The sequence below is a fragment of the Candidatus Rickettsia mendelii genome, from assembly GCF_057543435.1.
In genome coordinates this window covers 1-19,042 of sequence record NZ_BTGX01000026.1, presented here as the reverse complement: position 1 = coordinate 19,042, position 19,042 = coordinate 1, and the positions used below count along the sequence as shown (strand labels likewise).

Sequence of the window (19,042 nt, the reverse complement as noted above, 5' to 3'; positions counted from 1 at the left end):
AGCTCAACCACACTATTTTGACGAGCTTTTTCCTGCTTGATTATTTCAGCAATTTCTTTATCAATATTATATAAACTATTATTAAAAATATTCATTATTCTATATATTTTTTATAAAATTAATTGCGATTTCAAGGCCCCGCCCATCTATTGAATGAGCAAGAGAAGATAATTTATGCCCGCTATGAGGTATATGATACTTAGACAAATAGTGTAAAGCATTATACATCTCGCTAACACCTACTACCTCATCCTCTTCTCCATGAATCAAGCATATAGGCGTAGATTTGTTGCTGATCTCAGGAATAGGAATCAGTGCTCCAGAAAAACCTACAGTGCAATAAAACGGCTCATCTTGAACTAGTGTTAAATATAGTCCTATCATTGTACCCTGAGAGAAGCCGATAATGATTATATCTTTATTAGTGAGGTTTAGTTCCTTTTGTTTTTGCTTTATTATATCTTCAAGCAGTTTAACATTACTTTCCATTAATTTGGCTATAACATTTGAACTACGATCTCGTAAGCTAAACCATTGTCTACCGTAAGGTGCCATATCATATGATTCAACACCATGCGGAGAGATAAAATGACAATCAGGTAAATCATCTTGGATATAAGGTACTAACCTTATTAAATCGTGACCGTCTGAACCAACTCCATGTAGTAATACTATTAATTTTTTTGACGGTTGTTCTTTACTTGTTATTTCAGGATATATAAGCTTTTCATTCATTGTTTTAACATTTTTTCAAGTTCACCTTTTTGATATAATTCAATCGTAATATCACAGCCACCAACTAGTTCACCGTTAATATATAATTGCGGAAATGTTGGCCAGTCGCTAAATATTTTCAGAGCTTCACGTAATTCTAGATCAGAAAGCACATTAATATCATGAAATTCTACAGCTAATTTATCTAAAATAGCTACTACTTTGGCAGAAAAGCTGCACATTGGTGTTTCTTTTGTGCCTTTCATGAACAACACTACTTTATTATTTTTTACTTCATGTTCTATAAATTTAAAACTTTTATTTCCTAACATTAAAAACCTGATATAATTTATTTACTTAAAATACACCTTTCATAAGGCAATATGCAAGCACAAATAGTTAATAAAATTTTTGAGATTTTAAGTAAAAATAATCCAAATCCTAAAACTGAGTTAGTCTATAAAAATGATTTTACTTTATTAGTAGCTGTAATATTATCAGCTCAAGCAACTGATATCTCAGTAAATTTAGCAACCAAATCTTTATTTGAAACTTATGATACGCCTGAAAAATTTTTAGAGCTTGGTGAGGAAGGATTAAAAAAATATATAAAATCTATTGGGCTCTTTAATAGCAAAGCCAAAAATATTATTACATTATGTAAAATATTAATCAGTAACTATAATAGTATAGTGCCAAATAGTTTTGAAGAATTAATTAAATTACCGGGAGTTGGCAGAAAAACTGCTAATGTTGTATTGAATTGCTTATTTGGGTTGCTGACTATGGCAGTTGATACTCATGTTTTTAGAACAGCTAATAGAATTGGACTTGCTAAAGGTAATACTCCAGGGGCGGTTGAAGATGAGCTACTACAAATTATCGATAAAAAATGGCTAACTCATGCTCACCACTGGCTAATTCTACATGGTAGATATATTTGTAAAGCAAAAAGACCAGATTGCCATATTTGTCCCATTAAAGGGTATTGTGAGTATTACCTTAATACATTTTCAAGTGGACAAGTGTTTGTTTGATTCATAAAATTAAAACTCAATTTTGATAAAGGTAAAAAGTTTATGCGTTCAGCAATTATAACTGCTCTGTTAGTAGCTATATCTTTCTTTACAAGTGCTTGTAATACCGTGCAAGGTGCAGGTCAAGATATACAAGCAGCAGGTAAGAAACTTGAAGAATTAGCAGAAAGAAGTAAAAGCAAAAAAACTGTAGTTGTAATGTAGTTGATTAATCTAAGTTCGTATAGCTAAAAGCAATCAGTGTAATTCTTGCAAAATTGGGAATGACATAAATTGTTTTTATAACTTTATCTCATGCACTAACCTGTATATTTCTTTCTTGCTATAAGTATTCTTAAATTTTTCATAAGCAAGCTTAATAGTAGTTTTAGCGCTAAAGTTTTTATTTAAAGAAAATTTAATGAAATTTTCTAAATCAAGCTCAAATTTTTCTTCTTTCTCTAGTAATGTGCCTGAAATTAACAGCACTATTTCACCTTTTAAAATATTCTGTTGATAAAATTCTATTACTTCATCAATATTTCCAATTTTTGTATCTTGATAAAGCTTAGTTAACTCTCTTGCTACACATATTTTTCGGTTTCCTAGTATTTCTTTAGCTATTAGTAACGTTTTTATTAAGCGAGGAGCAGTTTCAAAAAAAATTAATGTAGCCTTGAGATTTACTATTTCAAAAAAAATCTTTTTCTTACTTTCTATAGTTTTAGGTAAGAAGCCACAAAAGAAAAATCGATCAGTAGGAAAAGTTGACAAAGTTAGCGCTGTAATAGGTGAAGACACTCCTGGTACTACATCTATATGGCAATTAAGCATACGTAACTTTCTTACCAATTTATACCCTGGATCAGAAATTAAAGGAGTTCCTGCATCAGAAATTAAACTTATTATATTTCCTGTCTTTATTAAACGTATAATATTCTCTCTATTTTTTAGATCACTATGATCATTATAAATTTGTAATTTGGTATTGATATCATGTTTTACTAGCAATTTTTGTGATATTCTAGTATCCTCGCATAGAATAATGTTCGAACTTTTTAAAGTTGATATAGCACGAAGTGTTATATCTTCAAAATTGCCAATAGGTGTTGAAACAATATATAACCCTGGTTTTAACATAATTTTTAATTTAACAACAATAATATGGCTTGTATAAAACAACAATTTGCAGTTTGTACAAAGAAAATTTCAATTGTTTATATTTTAAGGTATTTTTATGCGAAAATTAACAAGATTTTTTTAGGAATAGCTAACTCTATTTCAAAAAAATCTTATAATTTGCAGCTACAAAAAACTCAAATAAGTTTTTCTAAATTTTTTTCGTACAAACGACAAATTATTCTATTATTTTTTTGCTTGATTTATTTATCATCATGTCAAACACCTAAAGAGGAAGTGGCCACAGATTCAAAGAAAGAACAAGAAGAAATTGAAATTGCGATTTTAATGCCAAATACTGGTCCTGATTATATCATTGGTAAGCAATATAAGGATTTAATTAAAATGGGTCTTAGTGACAGTGTAAAATCCTATATTCATATTACATCTTATGATGGTTCAGATGAAAAAAATGTTTTAGCTGCTATGGATAAAATAGTAGCACGTAAAACTAAGATTATCCTTGGTCCACTATATTCTAACTTCACTTCATTGATAGCTGAAAAAGCAAGAATGCATAATATCATTATAATAACTATGTCAAATAACCCTGCTCTTGCAGAAGATAAATTATTTGTATTCGGTCATGCTCCTTTAAAACAACTAATACGAATAATCAATTATTATGGAAATAGTGATCATAAAGATTTTATGGCATTACTGCCTGCAGGCAAACATTCTCAAACAATTAATCAAATTATGCAAAGTATATTGATTCAAAAAAATGCAATGTTATCATGCACTGAATTCTACGAAGATAATCCTGAATCTATAGCACAAGCCATAAGAAATATTTCAAATAATACTGATATTATAAATGAGCGTAGTGATACGGTAAAACCAATTATTTATCTATCGGACGATCCAAAAAATTTAGTCTTACTTGCCGATATTATTCATAAATATAATTTAGATAAAAAAGCTATTTTAATTGGTGATAATCGCATTGATATTGATTACTCACAAAATATCAATATTAGTTTTACAGGTTCTTTAAATATTCTTAACAGCGATGTTCCAGAAAGAGCGAAAGATCTCGGTATTAATCATATGAGCTTTATGCATCTCCTTGCTTATGATTTAGGTCATATGACTGCAAGCTATATAGGCAATAAATTTGTATTAGAAAAGTTTTTAAGTAGAATGAACAGTAGACAGCCTTATATAGGTTTATCTGGTAATATCCATTTTATCGATTCAATAGCACAAAGACAATATGATATTATTAAAAAAGAAAATAGTATATATTCTACCGTCTCAGTAGAGAGAAGTAATAATTAGAACAGCATTAATCATGTTTGTTTTTTTTGTTATCATCATAATCATCTTTCATGCCGTCTTTAAAAGCTTTAAAACCTTTAGCAAGATCAGACATAACTTGTGGTAATTTACCAGCACCAAATAATACAAAGATAATTAATAGAACTATTAATAAATGGCCAAAACTCATTCCCATAATATTTTTTTGCTGTATTAAGTTAAAATCTTATTATATAAGATATTGAAAATCTAATCTAGGATAAATTAAAATAAAGAAATGTTCACTAAAAAATGGTTCTCAGAATTTTTTGTTACTTTTTTATATATTGGGAAAATAGGATACTGCCCAGGTACTTTTGGTGCGCTTGCTGCTTTGCCATTAAGTTATCTCGTAATATATTTTATTATTAGCAATAACATAATTATCCCTTTCTCAAATCTAACTCTTGGAGAAGCACAACTTGTAAGTATATTTATTATAACTTTTAGCATATGTTTAATACTCTTAATATTAGGTACTTATTTTACAAAAATATATTTAAATTATACTACTCTACAAGATCCAAAAGAAGTAGTCATTGATGAAGTAGTTGGACAAATGCTAACGATAATTTTAATACTTTTTTCAGCTTTATTCGCTAATGAATCACACTTAATAAAATATTTAAATCCGTTAACAATAAACATCATATTGCTTTTCATATTACCTTTTTGTTTATTTCGGTTTTTTGATATAGTAAAACCATGGCCTATTAATTGGTTTGATAAAAATATTAAAGGTAGCACTGGCATAATGCTTGACGACTTAATAGCTGCAATTTTTGCTGCTGTTATACAATATACAATTATATTCGTGCTAATAGATATTATATAAATTATCATTGACTAATCTTTAATATAATAATATTATGCGACTTAAGTATTTATAAATTTTTAAAGAGATATTTTTCATGTTCGCAGTTATAAAAGCAGGTGGAAAACAATATAAAGTAGACAGGAATAGTATTATTAAAGTCGAAAAAATTGAGGGAGAACTCGGTTCTAAGGTTCAATTTGATCAGATTTTAATGATTGGTGAATACTCAAGGCCTTCTTTCATTGGTACTCCAATAGTTAAAGGGGCTGTTGTCACAGCTGAAATTACTAATCAGCTTAAGGATAATAAAATTATAGTTTTTAAGAAAAAGCGCAGAAAAAATTATCGTCGTAAGGTTGGTCATCGCCAAGAATTAACGGAATTAAAAATATTAGATATTACTAAACAATAATAATTTAAAAGGAATTATAAAATGGCAACTAAAAAAGCTGGTGGTAGTTCTAGGAACGGCAGGGACTCAGCCGGTCGAAGGTTAGGAGTAAAGAAATCAGATGGACAATACGTAATACCAGGCAATATTATAGTTAGGCAACGTGGTACAAAGATTCACCCAGGGGTAAATGTTGGACTTGGTAGAGATCATACAATATTTGCTTTGGTAGAAGGTAGAGTAGAATTTTTAACTAAGCGAAATCATAAAATCGTAAATGTTAAAGAAATTGCAAGTGCTTAACTAAGGTTAAGTTGTATAGTGGTGTCCATTATTACAAGAAGAAAACTGATCTTGTTATATAATTTTTATGTTGCTCACGCGTAAGTATTATATAAGTTGTGTCATGCACTACAGCATTCGAAAAAATAATTTAATAGTTTAGTTATTTTAAAATACATTTCGCGATTTAATTGTGAAATAATAAGAGTTTTTTAAGCCCTAATTGGTTAATGCCTTACGGAAGCAATTGAATCAAAAATGCCAGTTAGCATTTTTGATTCAATTACCCTATAGTCTTTGCTAATAGACAATAACGATTTTGATAACCTACAATAATGCAGCTACATGTAAGCTATATGAACATTATTCCCTTATTAGACTTCTTTTCAAACTACATTGTAGGAGGAAATTTGGAGGAGATATGAAGCATCAATTCATAGTGTATATAAGCATATGTAAGAATTTGGCTACCTACTTAATGTACAAATTACCTCTAAAAGAGGAGTTTGGAAAAAAGTATATTTAAGGCTTTTATAAATTATGGCCTTAATAATTCAAAAATTTGGTGGCACTTCTGTTGCCAATACCGATAGAATAAAAAAAATTGTTCCTATTATTAAATCTGAGCTAGATAAAAATAATCAAGTAATTGTAGTGGTTTCAGCCATGGCAGGTGTCACTAATCAGCTTGTTACTTTATGTAATGAAATATCAAGTCTTAATAATCTCACTCAACTTGCTGAATATGATGTAGCTCTTGCTAGTGGCGAGATGGTTACTGCTGCGTTGCTTGCATTAAGTCTTGAAGAAAAAGGAATAAGTGCACGATCGTTTCTTGCATGGCAATTACCAATTTTAACTGATACTAACTATAGTAAAGCCTTAGTCAAATCTGTTACTCCCATTTTATTAAAAGAGTGTTTACATATTGGTATTATACCTATAGTTGCGGGTTTTCAAGGGATAAGTTATAATAATAGATTAACTACTTTAGGCAGAGGAGGTACAGATACTACCGCTGCGTTAATTGCAGCAATTATGAAAGCTGATAGATGTGATATTTATACAGATGTAGAGGGAGTATTTAATGCTGATCCTAGGATTATTTCAAAAGCAAAGAAGATAAAAGAAATAGATTTTGAAGAAATGTTGGAGCTATCATCAAGTGGAGCAAAAGTATTACATCCTAGAGCCATAGAAATGGTAATGCGATATAAAATAGATACGCGTATTCTTTCAACATTTTCACCTAAGATAGAAGGTACATTAATTACTTTAAAGGATAAAAGTATGGAGAATGGAGTTATTAGCAGTATTACTTCTAATAAAAACTTATTAAAAATATCTATAAAAAGCACTTCATTAAATTTTTTGCAAGTTGCAAATATAATTGTACAAAACAATAACCATATTGAATTTATGCAAGAAATAAAACATAATGAAGAATATCATTTTATTACAAATTTAGCTGACAAAAATAGTTTACAGGCATTACTTACTGCCTTAAAAGATGATAAGCAAATACAAGATTTTACTTTTGGTACCGAAATTGCTACAATTTCTATTATTGGTTATGGAATTAAAAATGATTATAAACTACTTGAAATGATATTATCAAAGTTAGCAAAAGATAATATAAATGTTAAGATGATACAGATATCAGAAATTAAGATTACTCTATTAATAAATGATCAAGAAACAGAGAAAACAATTTTTAATTTGTATAATCTTTTTGAAATATCTAGGGTACTTAATTAAATAGCTTAAAATTATTTCATTATAATTACTTTCTATTTAACATTTATTAGTTATATATTAATAAGTAAGTCTTATAACTTAGAAATAAATTGTTTTCAATCCTCAGTTTTCTAGTAGTAATTAGAAGTAAATTTTATAGGAAAGAATAATGAGTACAGATATAAAGTCAAAAAAAAGATTTAATAGAATTAACGATGTATTAGAAACAAATAAAGACGATTTAGAAAAAATTAGAGATAATTTAGAAAAATTTGTACAAGATGTGCTAAAAACAGAAAATATAACACCATATGAGTTAAGTAGAAGAACAAATACTCATGAAACATTATGGAAAAACTTCTTAGAAGGCCGTACAAAAATGCCTGACACTGGAGCAATTGTTGCTCTTGCAGAGTATAAAACAGTTCCACTAGATGAATTGGTAGGCAGAGATATCAGTAAAAAAACAAAGGTAAAAGTAAAACAAACAGCAGAAATACCTGAATCTATAGCTAAATTATCAATAGAAACACATAAAGAAGCTATGTTAATAGGAGAAAAAGCTAGAAAATTTATGTATAAACCCGAATCAACTGAAGAAAAAAAATCATACACACAAGCTGTTACAAAGCCTTCTAAGTTAAATAAAAGATCACGTTAAATATAAAATATGTAATCTTGATACTAAAACTATAACTCTACTTAATATTTTAAATATAGAAAATAACTTAACTAGCAAGTAAGCCATTTTACTTTTGCAATAGCAAAACCGAGTATTAATTTAGACTGGTTTACCTAAATATAGATATTATATTAATTAAGTCATAATCATGATAACCATTTAGATGTTAGGACAATTAAAGATTAATAGGTACAAGATAAGCCTAAGGTATTACACTGCTAGTGAATAACATAATACTCAAAGGTATATTGTTTATACAGAGATTATTATTCTCAATTGAGGAAAATCAAATAAAGAACAAAATATTTGTTTAGAACGAGCTTGATCAACTAGAGGAATATTTAGTAAAAATAAAGCATTGTAGGAAATTTTTATTATTAAAATGAATATGTGATATATTTTATTTGTTTTTAAGGTTTAGGTATAATATCTCTCTTTAAAAAGAGAGCTAAGGGTATCATAATATTTTACTAAGCCTTATCCTGGATTTAGGCTCTCAGCCAATCTTATGATTTCTTTCAATGATGAAATATTTAAAATCAAATACCTTAGGAATTAAGCAAGCAATATGAGATAACGTTATGCATAATCTTCATAAGAGTCACTTGTTATTTTAAAAGTACTAACTTCAATAAAGTTTACCATGTACTGCACACGCAAGCGTACAAAGTGGCTGTGTTACCATTTCCTTATCCTATACTAAGTACACCGCCTGCAACCATAACTTCAACATTATCCGATAGACACTATGTTTCTTTTATTAATGCCAAAGGTTTGCTATTTTATTTTAAGCTTAGCGTTAAATTGCCTAATATAGACTTTGTAGAAAGATAGTATACAGCCAACCACTAATAAAAATAGTTAAAATAATAAAAATTATAGATTTGTAAAAAAATTTTTGTATCATACATACAAATTAAATAAAAACTACACTAGTAGTAATTATAGTATCAATTTTGTCACGCTTTATTTATTATTACAATTAAACAATACTGTCATATAGTAAGCAAGCACGGTAAAAATACAAAGATATAAAATAGGAAATAAGTTAAAATTGAAGGATTTTATTACTTGTAAACATATATAATTAGCAGTGCCTGACATCAGCATTGAACCTGTAGTATGCCCAAAACTTATAATACGATAACGTTCTTTAACTACAAAAGATTCAATAACTATACTATGAGCAAGAGCATTAAAGGGCGCAACTGAAGCAGCAAGCATTAAACTAGCACTAAGCCCTAAATTAGCCATTTGATATTTTACTGCTATTACAAAAAATATACTTGCAATAATTGTAAATACCAATGTAGTTTTCAATACTTTATAAACTCCTAAGCGATCAGCAATAAAGCCAGCAATCGGCATGCAAATAGCAAAACATATTACTATTAATACTGAAAAAGAGCTCATAATAATACTAACTGAAGGTAGTACAATTGGTAAATATTGTTTCATAAAAATGATTGCAATTTGATATGTTGCCCCAAAACCGCCAGCTAAAAATACTAGCGGCAAAATATTTTTCCATTGCTTTTTGATCAAAAGACTAAAATTTTGCATATATGCACTATTATTATTTGCTTTCTTAAACTCCGGTGTTTCATCAAATTTCTGACGATAATAAAGAGTTATTAGTGCGAAAGGCAAACTTAGCAAAAATGGTATACGCCAACCCCATTCCGGAAAAATATGAGCATTAAAAAAATTAGTTGTACCAATACCACATAATAAACCGATAACTCCTGTACATCTAGTTATAGCTGAGGCCGTAAATCGGTATTTTGCTTCTAAATGTTCAATGACATAAATCGCAGCTCCATCATATTCACCTGCAATAAAGATGCCTTGCATAAATCGGCATAGGACTAAGATGATCGTACTCCAAACTCCAAACATAGAGTAATCAGGTAATAAGCCTATTATTAGAGTAGGGATTACAATACCAATAATTGTAAAACTTAATGCTTTCTTCCGACCATATATATCTCCAATACGTCCAAAAATATAAGCACCAATAGGTTTTGATAGATATGCTACTGCATAAACAGCGAAAGCATTTATTAATTTTGTTAATTGATCAGTATCAGAGGAAAAGAATTTTTCAGCAATAATTGCTGCTGAAAAACCATATAAACTATAATCGTAATACTCAACAATAGTACCTAAAAAAGCACCAAGAACTTTATTAGTCGATTTTGTTTTCTTTATTTTCAAGGATACCTACCGTTAACAAAAGCTAAAGACCACTTTGGTCGTTACTTAAAATCCTTCAAAGACCTTTAGGTAAGGGTGGACTTCATATATCTAAACTGAATTAGTATTAGATAGGGATAATGTCCTAAAAGTTAATGGTAGTCCTAGGTTAATATTAAGCTCACGAACCAAGCAGCCAAGAGCTAGTATATCACTTTCCCATCTTACGTGCAAGATTTTCTAGATAACCCGCTATAGTAGTTAAGGTTTCCGCAAATTTTTCTTCATCTTGATGATTTTTTTGAAAGCTGTTTTTATCAAGCTTTTCTGTTAGATTAGCTATCTCAGCTTGAGCATTAAGTAATGCCATAACTAATAATAGCTCAAAAGAAGCTGCAGGATTAACAAGTTTAATTTCAGTTATTTTATTATTTAGTTTAGTAGCTAAAGATAACAATTCTTCTTCATCCCCATTATTACAATATAATCGAAAACTCCTATTATTTAATGTTACTGTAACAATTGACATAATTATTTTTTTTGTTTTTTTATTTCTTCAAGCTCATTAACATAAATGCTAATTTGATCTAGCATTTTTATATAATTATTTTTTAATTCTTTATTTTCATTCTGTAACATTTTGATTTCACTTTGATTATTCGCATGCATCTCCAATAACTCATCAAGCTTATGTTCAACTTCTTTCATTAATTTTTTTAATATTTCACTATCCATTTTTGTTTAAACTGATTCTATGAGTGGATGAATTATAATAATAATTAATAACATTATAATAGATATAAGCACTAATTGTTTTTTACATTTATAATTCATTAATGTCTTATTTCTTTTATTATTTGATAATTTTTCATTTTCATTCTGTTTATTAGCTTCTAACTGCTCTGCATTCCGGTCTTTGATATTAAGATAATCCAAATATAATTTTAAGTAACCTTTTACATATACTTCTCCAGGTAAAACATCAAAGTTTCCTTCTTCTAAAGCTATTAAATATTTTTTTCTAATTTTTAAATCAGTGGATACTTGATTTAAAGTTTTACCTGAATCTAATCTGATTTGCTTAAGCATTGATGACATAATTTACTCAAGTTTTTGTAAGAATATTTCAAATTTCTTATTTGCTAAAATAATTATATTTAAGTCTATAATTTCTTGAGATTTAATTTCTTTAATAAAATTAAGAAAATTTCTAACTAAATTTTTATTATTATCAATCCATAAGTCTAAATCAATAGTTGTTTTTGATTTATTAATTATTTTTATTAATAATCTACGTTGTTTGTCATATAAATCATCCTTTAGTGATTGAATTCCAAGACGATGCCAAAATGAGTCGTTCAATTGCTTATCGCAAACTTTACGTAACCAATCAAGACTAAACATGTTACCTATAGCAAAATATACTTTTGCTATCTCTTTATCACTCCCTGAAGTTTGTTTTGTTATATATATAATGTCAAATACTGAGATTAGACTATCAAATGTAACAATAATAGTAGCAAATAATTTATCTACCCCAGCACTCATATAATAATTTAATTTTTCTTCAAATCTTACTTTTGCTTCTCCGACTAGTAAAGTACCTACTATTTTTCTTAAATTTTGTGCAGGAGTTCGAAACTCATCTATAGTTTCACTAATATTAATAGGATGTTTTAAATGTTTAATAAACCAAGAAATACCACGACGCATTAATTTCGTTATTTCAGTAAACATATCAATTTTTACATTGTAATCAATATTAGTAGGTAAGCTACTCACTGCTCCCCATATATTATCAAGATCAAAAATTTCACAAATAATAGTATATGACCTTATTATATCGCAAAGCGGAGCACCAATTTCACGTTTTACAATACTAATAAGTGGTCCACCAAGTTGATTAACTATTTTATTTGTGACAACAGTTCTGATAATTTCATGTTTAAGAGGATGAGATAGAATTTCCTTATGAAACTTTTCTTGCATCATTTTCGGAAAATAATCTACTAAGTAAGATTCAAAATATTTATCATAAGAAAAAGTAGAATTAAGTAATTCATGATAAGCCAATCTTTTACTATATGATAATAGCACACAAAGCTCAGGACGAGTCAATACTTCGCCGTTAATCGCTCTCCTATGTAATTCCTCCGCACTTGGTAAGAATTCATTTTCACGTACCAATATTTTCTCTTCTTCTAGAACATCAATAAACTGACTAAATATTCCTACTGTTAAGGTAGGTGAGAATTGCATAATTGTTATTGCTTCCGTTTGCTTATAATTATCTTCTAAAACTAATTTCTCAACTTGCTCCGTCATATCTGTTAAAATCTTATTGCGTTCTTCTAGAGTGATTTTACCTGAGGTTAATGCACTTCTTAAAGCAATCTTGATATTTACTTCATGATCAGAGCAATCAACACCTGCTGAATTATCAATAAAGTCAGTATTTATGCGTCCGCCTTTTTTAGCATATTCAACTCTACCTCTTTGTGATACCCCAACATTACCCCCTTCTACAATAACTTTTGCTCTAACTTCCTCACCGTTACATCTAAGATTATCATTTGCTTTATCACCAATTTCTAAATTATTTTCTGTTTTAGCTTTTATATAAGTACCTATTCCACCATTCCATAACAGATCGACATTTGCCTTTAAAATAGATCTTATCAACTCTTCCGGTGATACCTCACTATCATGTATATCAAGCAACTTTTTAATTTCTGATGATAGTTTTATTAATTTACTGCTACGTTCAAATACTCCGCCACCTTTGGAAATCAGTTTAGCATCATAATCAGACCAATTAGAACCTTTTAACTTAAATAGACGTAGCCGCTCATTAAAACTTATTAAAGGATCAGGAGTAGGATCAATAAATATATGCTTATGATTAAAGGCAGCAACTAATTTAATTGTCCTTGATCTTAGCATACCGTTACCGAACACGTCTCCCGACATATCGCCTATACCTACAACAGTAATATGATCTTCTTGGACATCTAGACCTAAAGTTTTAAAGTGATTAGTCACAGAAATCCAAGCTCCTTTGGAAGTAATAGCCATCTTTTTATGATCATAACCCATAGAACCACCTGAAGCAAAAGCATCATCTAACCAGTAATTATATTCTCTTGCTACACTATTAGCATAATCTGAGAATGAAGCTGTACCTTTATCAGCAGCAACCACTAAATAAGGATCTTTTTTATCATAAATAATAGTATCTTCTGGATGCACTACTTTACCATCAACGATATTATCAGTTATGTCTAATAATCCTCTTAGGAAATTTTTATAGCATTCTACAACTTTTTCCATATACTCGTCACGATTAAGCCCTTTATCAGTAAAATTAACATAAAAGCCTCCCTTAGAACCAACAGGCACAATAACAGAATTCTTAGTCATTTGTGCTTTCATAAGACCAAGTACTTCAAACCTATAATCTTCTGCTCTATCTGACCACCGGAGCCCTCCACGTGATACAGAACCGCCTCTTAAATGAATAGCTTCAAAATTCTTAGAATAAACAAAGACTTCAGTGAATGGAATTGGTTTAGGCAAATTTGGTACTTTTGAAGAATCAAATTTAAATGAAAAAGAATGTTTATGTAGTTGATAGTAATTTGTTCTAGTAATAGCTTCAACAATGCCAAGCATATTACGCAGTACTTTATCTTCACTACTTACATCAACAGTTGCTAAGTAATTATTTAGTTTATCTTTAATAATATTACAATTATTATCATAGTGTTTAGGATTAAATTTTATGTCGAATAGATTTACCAGCATTTTTATATATTCAGAATGCTTAAGTAGTGTTAACTGTACATAACCTTTTCCATAACTAAATCCTGTTTGATGTAAATATCTTGTTAAAGCTTTTACTAATTTAACTTGTCTCCAATTAAATCCGGCAAGCACTATTAGTTTACTTAAAGAATCATTAGCAAGTATACCAAGTGCTATTTTATCTAAAGCTTCTTCAACATTTATTTTTAACTCAGTAATATTATCCTTTACTGGTACAATAGAAGTTAAGATAAAATTATATATCCAGCTTTCTTTGATTGCTCCAACCTCTTTAATGACGAAAGTCTGCTCATCAATCGCTTTAAAACCTAAATTTTCAATTGAAGGTAGTATATTAGAAAGTGCAAGTTTTACTTCCGGACTATATATTTTTAAATAAAATTCTGATTCATTAACAGCAATCAAATTAAACATACATTTTTGTGTATTGCTTGCTTCTGTTAGATATTCAATATCTACTAAGGCTGTTTCAGGAGAAAATTTCTGTCTATAATCAGCAGGAAAAATATTATCAAAAAGTTTTAAATTTATACCAGCTTGATGTTCACCAAATTTTTTAGAAAGCTTAAAGTAAAAATCTTCACTCCAACGTGTAGAAATACGATCTAAATCTTGCCTTATTACTTCTGCTTCAAAATTTATTTTATGTTTATCTTGTACCTCAAGCGTTACAAAAAGATAAGAAAAATTACCAGCTACTTCAGTGATATAATTAGATAGAATTTTACTACCGAATTTTTCTAATAAATAACAATCTATCATATTATGTATTTCAGATGTTAAACGTTCTCTCGGTAAAAAAATTATAATATTAAGAAAAGAACTCGACCAATCATATTGGATGAATAATTTAAGCTTCTTACTCATCATGCTAGAAAGCATATGTAAACACATACAATATAAATCACCCTGATCGATCTGTATTAAAGCTTCACGTGGTAGTGATTCCATTAAAATTCTTAATTTATTAGCATTATAACCGGATAGTGCAAAGCCTGTTTTTTCAATTACAAAATTGAATTTTTGTCTAAGAATTGGAATATTACTTATCGAATGATAGTACATATTTGAACTATATATACCAAATATAATACTTCCTGAAGTATATTCACCCGAAAGGTTGAAATTCTTTACTAAAATATAATCAATTAAATTGTCTGCATGAATAAGTGAGCCACTGTTTATTTTACCTAGTATCATTAATTGGTTTTGGTATAGGGGTGCTGCTGAACATTTTATAATATCTTCAATTTCAGCCTTGACACCTTGCCATATTTTTGTTGTACCGATTTCATTACTTAATTCCAAAGATTCCACCTTAAAATCAAGAGCACATAATAAAACAAAATTGTCCTTTTGTAGCCAAGTTAAAAATTCTTTCGCTTCTTCAGAATTTAATTTATCGTTACTAGTTATATTTTTAGATAAAACTTGTAATTTTGTTAATAAATAAGGTAAGCTGCTATAGCTTTGCTCTAGTTCTTCTAATCTTTCGTCCATAGCTTGCGTTAAAAATATAGTAGCTTTATCGTCAAAACTTCCTAAAATAGTTAAATGTAATATCGATTCTGATTTCGCATTTGGTGCAGAATTTTCTAATATTTGTTCTAGTTCTCCTTTACTATTTCTAGTGCAATTTATTACTGGATGGAGTAAAAATTTAGTTTGTAAATTCATGTTTTTAAGTAAACATATGATAAAATCAACGATATGTGGCTTATTATCGAGTAATATTAAGACATTTATTGCCGGATCATTTTCGATAACTACATTTGTTATTGCTATTTTTCTTGTACTTCCTACTCTTTGCTTAAAAAACTTAAATGCTTCATCAGCAAAATTGTGGAATAGTTTTTCCCTATTCTCAAAATCATAATCAACTGGAATGTAATTCAAAAACTTTTGAACAAAAGCTATATATATAGAACTTGATTCACGTTCCTTGCTAAGTGCTAGAATTTTAGTTTTATAATTTGGTATTTGACAATTTAACCGACTTAGGTCTAAAGATGTTGTGTTTGGTGCCATGATTTTCTCTAGAATAAATAATTATGGTTATTTCTTTATGCTATTATATTATGCTATTATATTTATATTATATAACTTAAGCAAGAGCATAGAAACAAGTGGAAACAATATTTGCACAAAGTTCTGCATTCGGTAAAGCAGGAGTAGCAGTATTTAGAATTTCTGGCCCTAGAAGTCTTAAAATTCTAGAAATACTTACTGGTAAAAAAGATTTTAAACCACGCATTATGTATTACCAACAAATTATTGTACCTGAAAGCGGCGAACTAATTGATAATGCTATGGTTGTTTATTTTAATGCACCTAATAGCTTTACCGGCGAAGATGTAGCTGAGATTCATACACACGGTAGTAAAGCTATCTCTATTATGCTTACAAATACTTTATTAAGTATATCTAATACTCGTTTAGCAGAGCCAGGAGAATTTACTAAAAGAGCTTTTTTAAATAAAAAGTTTGATTTGACGGCTGCAGAAGGATTAGCTGATTTAATTAATGCCGAAACTATTATGCAGCATAAGCAAGCAATTAGACAAGCGGGTGGTGCTCTCAAAGAATTATATAATAATTGGCGAGAACAGCTACTCCGAATTATCTCTTTACTTGAAGCTTATATAGATTTTCCTGATGAAGATATACCAGCTAGCGTCCTTAATGATGTCAATAATACTCACACAAACCTTATAAATGAAATATCTGATTATCTTAACGATAACAGACGGGGAGAACTACTCAAGGATGGTCTTAAACTTGCAATTATCGGACCACCAAATGCCGGTAAATCTAGCTTACTAAACTTTCTAATGCAAAGAGATGTAGCAATTGTCTCAAATATAGCTGGCACTACTAGAGATATAATTGAAAGGCATTTAGACATTGGCGGCTACCCTGTTATTTTACAGGATACTGCAGGTATAAGAGAAGGAAGTAGTGATATTATAGAACAAGAAGGGATAAAAAGATCTATAGATTCAGCTAAAGCAGCAGATATTAAAATTATTATGTTTGATGCTGAGAACTTAGACTCATCTATAAATGAAGATATTATTAATTTAATTGATGAAAATACTATCATAATTATCAATAAGATTGATTTAATTAAACCTGATCAAATATTTCCAATTGAGAATAAATATAAATGTCTAAAGGTTTCAATAAAAAATAAGATAGCCCTGTCAAGGGTATTAAAAAATATTGAAAATATTGCTAAAAATATAGTAGGGTTTACAGAAACACCTTATATAACAAATGAGCGCCATCGCCATTATTTGAAACAAGCACTTCTGCATTTAACAAATTTTACATTAGATAATGATTTGGTTCTAGCAACTGAAGATATTAGAATATCTATGCGTTCAATCGGCGCTATTACCGGTGTTATTAATGTCGAAGAAATACTAGGCGAGATCTTTAAAAATTTCTGTATAGGAAAATAACTACAAAATTTTTATTATCATTACAAAGAGGTCCTACATACGTAGATCCAAAAAAAATAGTTGTAGTGTTATACCTTAGCTTGATTAGGTATCTAAACAACCTACTATAGCATATTTTAGGAATCCTGTGATTTAATTGCTGTATGACTACAGAGATTTACTAATCCATATAACAAAACAAAAAATTGTACTGGTATCTTTAATCTTAACAAACTATTTTCTAAACATTTTTCAATAACTCATATCAATTAATCTTAGTTTTCTCTTAAAGTTAAAGATATTAACATCATTAGAATTAGAGAAGTTAGTTATGTACATCACTAACTTCTCTAATGGTCTGCAGGTTTAAGTGAAATCAATGATAATTCACAATAAAAATTTACAACTAATTAATGCAGCTAGTCAAAATACAGATGCAAGTTTAGGTTATAGTATTTATAATTGCAAAGATAGCGTGTATGTACAATACTTTTAATCTAATAAGACACTGGCGTATTATTGTCTATAACTCCTTATCAAAACAGTACAGCTTAAGTTCTAGGCAAGCTTTATGACATAACTAATAATAGGTTTTTATCACATTATATTACCCATTAGACTTATGTTAAGTATATTATACTCTTGACACTGTAACAAACACCTTACAAGAGTACTATAATTATTTGCAAAGTCTAATTCACTACTGAAGCAATACTAATATACTACAAGTACTTATACTGCTCAAGATGTAACAATAAGCATAGAAGTTGGAGTAGTTATTTGAACGCAGCTTCTCATTTTTTTATAATCGTAATAAAGGAAAAAGTTAGAAATGTAGCATATATCTAAATGGCATGAATCAAGCATTACAAAAAGATTTAACTTATGTAGTAAGTAAATTAGAGATGTAAGCTACACAACAAAATATAATTAACTTTTTGGAAGTTATATGTAGAATCATATCCAGAATAGCAAAACGTTATTCTGGTGTGCAGCAACCTTAATCAAGAGTGAGAACATCATTCATAAAACTGATGTAATCCTCGACTTTATAGTTAGGATAAGTGAGTGAGGAGAGAAGAGAAGCAATAAGAGATTTCAAAGAGAGTGTTAGTTACATAGTATTTTGATTTTAAAATATGCACTCAACAATGAAGAAATATACATCTAAAGTAGATTAGATATACTTGATACTTTTTGCAAAGTATATGTAAAGAATGAAAGCAACAAAATTAGTACTAACATATAGAAAACCTCAGAAAAAAAGAAACTAAAAGTTTTGCAAGTTACCAACTATAGTAGTATATTTTTATTTATCACCATAATTAAAGATCTTAAGGTCACCATTTATATCATTTATCATACAAATATAAACGTTATTTTAGATTGCTAAGTTACAGATAAAGAATCTAGATATGGCTAAGATTAGTTCTACCGCTTGTTATGATGTCGCAACTATTT

At 28.9% G+C, this 19,042-nt stretch carries 19 protein-coding genes; 9 read left to right on the top strand and 10 right to left on the bottom strand.

Going from position 1 to position 19,042, the window contains the following annotated elements; translation table 11 throughout:
- From AC27F4_RS04415 to grxD, 3 genes are all read right to left on the bottom strand, one after another.
- The coding region (locus tag AC27F4_RS04415; protein WP_487062480.1) for a hypothetical protein at positions 1–95 on the bottom strand (95 nt) is incomplete at its 3' end.
- Positions 96–99: 4 nt separating this feature from the next.
- A complete protein-coding gene (locus AC27F4_RS04410) occupies positions 100–735 on the bottom strand; it encodes a dienelactone hydrolase family protein (RefSeq protein ID WP_487062456.1) in 636 nt (211 codons plus the stop codon).
- Positions 732–1,046 carry a Grx4 family monothiol glutaredoxin gene (grxD, locus tag AC27F4_RS04405; RefSeq protein ID WP_487062454.1) on the bottom strand — a complete coding sequence of 105 codons (315 nt, stop codon included), beginning with the start codon at positions 1,044–1,046 and terminating at the stop codon, positions 732–734. Before grxD ends, AC27F4_RS04410 begins: the two co-directional genes overlap by 4 nt.
- 51 nt (positions 1,047–1,097) lie before the next feature.
- Between grxD and nth the strand changes: the two genes are divergently transcribed.
- Positions 1,098–1,751, top strand: coding sequence for an endonuclease III (gene nth / locus AC27F4_RS04400; protein WP_487062452.1), 654 nt, complete (start codon positions 1,098–1,100; stop codon positions 1,749–1,751).
- Positions 1,752–1,793: 42 nt separating this feature from the next.
- Entirely contained in the window at positions 1,794–1,955 is a 162-nt protein-coding gene (locus AC27F4_RS04395) for an entericidin A/B family lipoprotein (protein WP_487062450.1), read from the top strand.
- Between the two features lie 75 nt (positions 1,956–2,030).
- On the opposite strand, the gene rsmI is transcribed toward AC27F4_RS04395, so the two are convergent.
- Positions 2,031–2,873, bottom strand: a complete 843-nt coding sequence (gene rsmI, locus AC27F4_RS04390) for a 16S rRNA (cytidine(1402)-2'-O)-methyltransferase (protein ID WP_487062478.1) — start codon at positions 2,871–2,873, stop codon at positions 2,031–2,033.
- Between the two features lie 21 nt (positions 2,874–2,894).
- On the opposite strand from rsmI, the gene AC27F4_RS04385 reads away from it, so the two are divergent.
- Positions 2,895–4,190 carry a penicillin-binding protein activator gene (locus AC27F4_RS04385; RefSeq protein WP_487062448.1) on the top strand — a complete coding sequence of 432 codons (1,296 nt, stop codon included), beginning with the start codon at positions 2,895–2,897 and terminating at the stop codon, positions 4,188–4,190.
- 7 nt (positions 4,191–4,197) lie between these two features.
- On the opposite strand, the gene AC27F4_RS04380 is transcribed toward AC27F4_RS04385, so the two are convergent.
- Positions 4,198–4,365: a Sec-independent protein translocase subunit TatA gene (locus AC27F4_RS04380; RefSeq protein WP_487062446.1), complete on the bottom strand. Its 168-nt coding sequence runs from the start codon at positions 4,363–4,365 to the stop codon at positions 4,198–4,200.
- An 81-nt stretch (positions 4,366–4,446) separates the two neighbouring features.
- Between AC27F4_RS04380 and AC27F4_RS04375 the strand changes: the two genes are divergently transcribed.
- The 5 genes from AC27F4_RS04375 to AC27F4_RS04355 all read left to right on the top strand — a co-directional run bounded on the left by AC27F4_RS04375 (position 4,447) and on the right by AC27F4_RS04355 (position 8,096).
- Entirely contained in the window at positions 4,447–5,043 is a 597-nt protein-coding gene (locus tag AC27F4_RS04375; RefSeq protein WP_487062444.1) for a phosphatidylglycerophosphatase A family protein, read from the top strand.
- Between the two features lie 76 nt (positions 5,044–5,119).
- Complete coding sequence (gene rplU / locus AC27F4_RS04370; protein WP_487062442.1) at positions 5,120–5,437, top strand: 50S ribosomal protein L21; 318 nt, start codon at positions 5,120–5,122, stop codon at positions 5,435–5,437.
- 21 nt (positions 5,438–5,458) lie between these two features.
- Positions 5,459–5,719 (top strand): 50S ribosomal protein L27, encoded by a 261-nt coding sequence (gene rpmA / locus AC27F4_RS04365; protein WP_487062440.1) that lies wholly within the window; start codon positions 5,459–5,461, stop codon positions 5,717–5,719.
- Positions 5,720–6,238: 519 nt separating this feature from the next.
- A complete protein-coding gene (locus AC27F4_RS04360; RefSeq protein ID WP_487062438.1) occupies positions 6,239–7,456 on the top strand; it encodes an aspartate kinase in 1,218 nt (405 codons plus the stop codon).
- 148 nt (positions 7,457–7,604) lie between these two features.
- Positions 7,605–8,096 (top strand): XRE family transcriptional regulator, encoded by a 492-nt coding sequence (locus AC27F4_RS04355; RefSeq protein ID WP_487062436.1) that lies wholly within the window; start codon positions 7,605–7,607, stop codon positions 8,094–8,096.
- A gap of 987 nt (positions 8,097–9,083) precedes the next feature.
- Here AC27F4_RS04355 and AC27F4_RS04350 read toward each other — a convergent pair.
- From AC27F4_RS04350 to AC27F4_RS04330, 5 genes are all read right to left on the bottom strand, one after another.
- Positions 9,084–10,328, bottom strand: coding sequence for an MFS transporter (locus AC27F4_RS04350; RefSeq protein WP_487062476.1), 1,245 nt, complete (start codon positions 10,326–10,328; stop codon positions 9,084–9,086).
- Between the two features lie 196 nt (positions 10,329–10,524).
- Positions 10,525–10,842, bottom strand: a complete 318-nt coding sequence (locus AC27F4_RS04345) for a cell division protein ZapA (protein WP_487062434.1) — start codon at positions 10,840–10,842, stop codon at positions 10,525–10,527.
- A 2-nt stretch (positions 10,843–10,844) separates the two neighbouring features.
- Positions 10,845–11,048, bottom strand: coding sequence for an RP576a family tick cell line-upregulated protein (locus AC27F4_RS04340; RefSeq protein ID WP_487062432.1), 204 nt, complete (start codon positions 11,046–11,048; stop codon positions 10,845–10,847).
- A gap of 6 nt (positions 11,049–11,054) precedes the next feature.
- Complete coding sequence (locus tag AC27F4_RS04335) at positions 11,055–11,411, bottom strand: helix-turn-helix domain-containing protein (RefSeq protein WP_487062430.1); 357 nt, start codon at positions 11,409–11,411, stop codon at positions 11,055–11,057.
- 3 nt (positions 11,412–11,414) lie between these two features.
- A complete protein-coding gene (locus AC27F4_RS04330) occupies positions 11,415–16,166 on the bottom strand; it encodes an NAD-glutamate dehydrogenase (RefSeq protein WP_487062428.1) in 4,752 nt (1,583 codons plus the stop codon).
- Positions 16,167–16,264: 98 nt separating this feature from the next.
- Between AC27F4_RS04330 and mnmE the strand changes: the two genes are divergently transcribed.
- Entirely contained in the window at positions 16,265–17,602 is a 1,338-nt protein-coding gene (mnmE, locus tag AC27F4_RS04325) for a tRNA uridine-5-carboxymethylaminomethyl(34) synthesis GTPase MnmE (protein ID WP_487062426.1), read from the top strand.
- Positions 17,603–19,042: the final 1,440 nt, after the last annotated feature.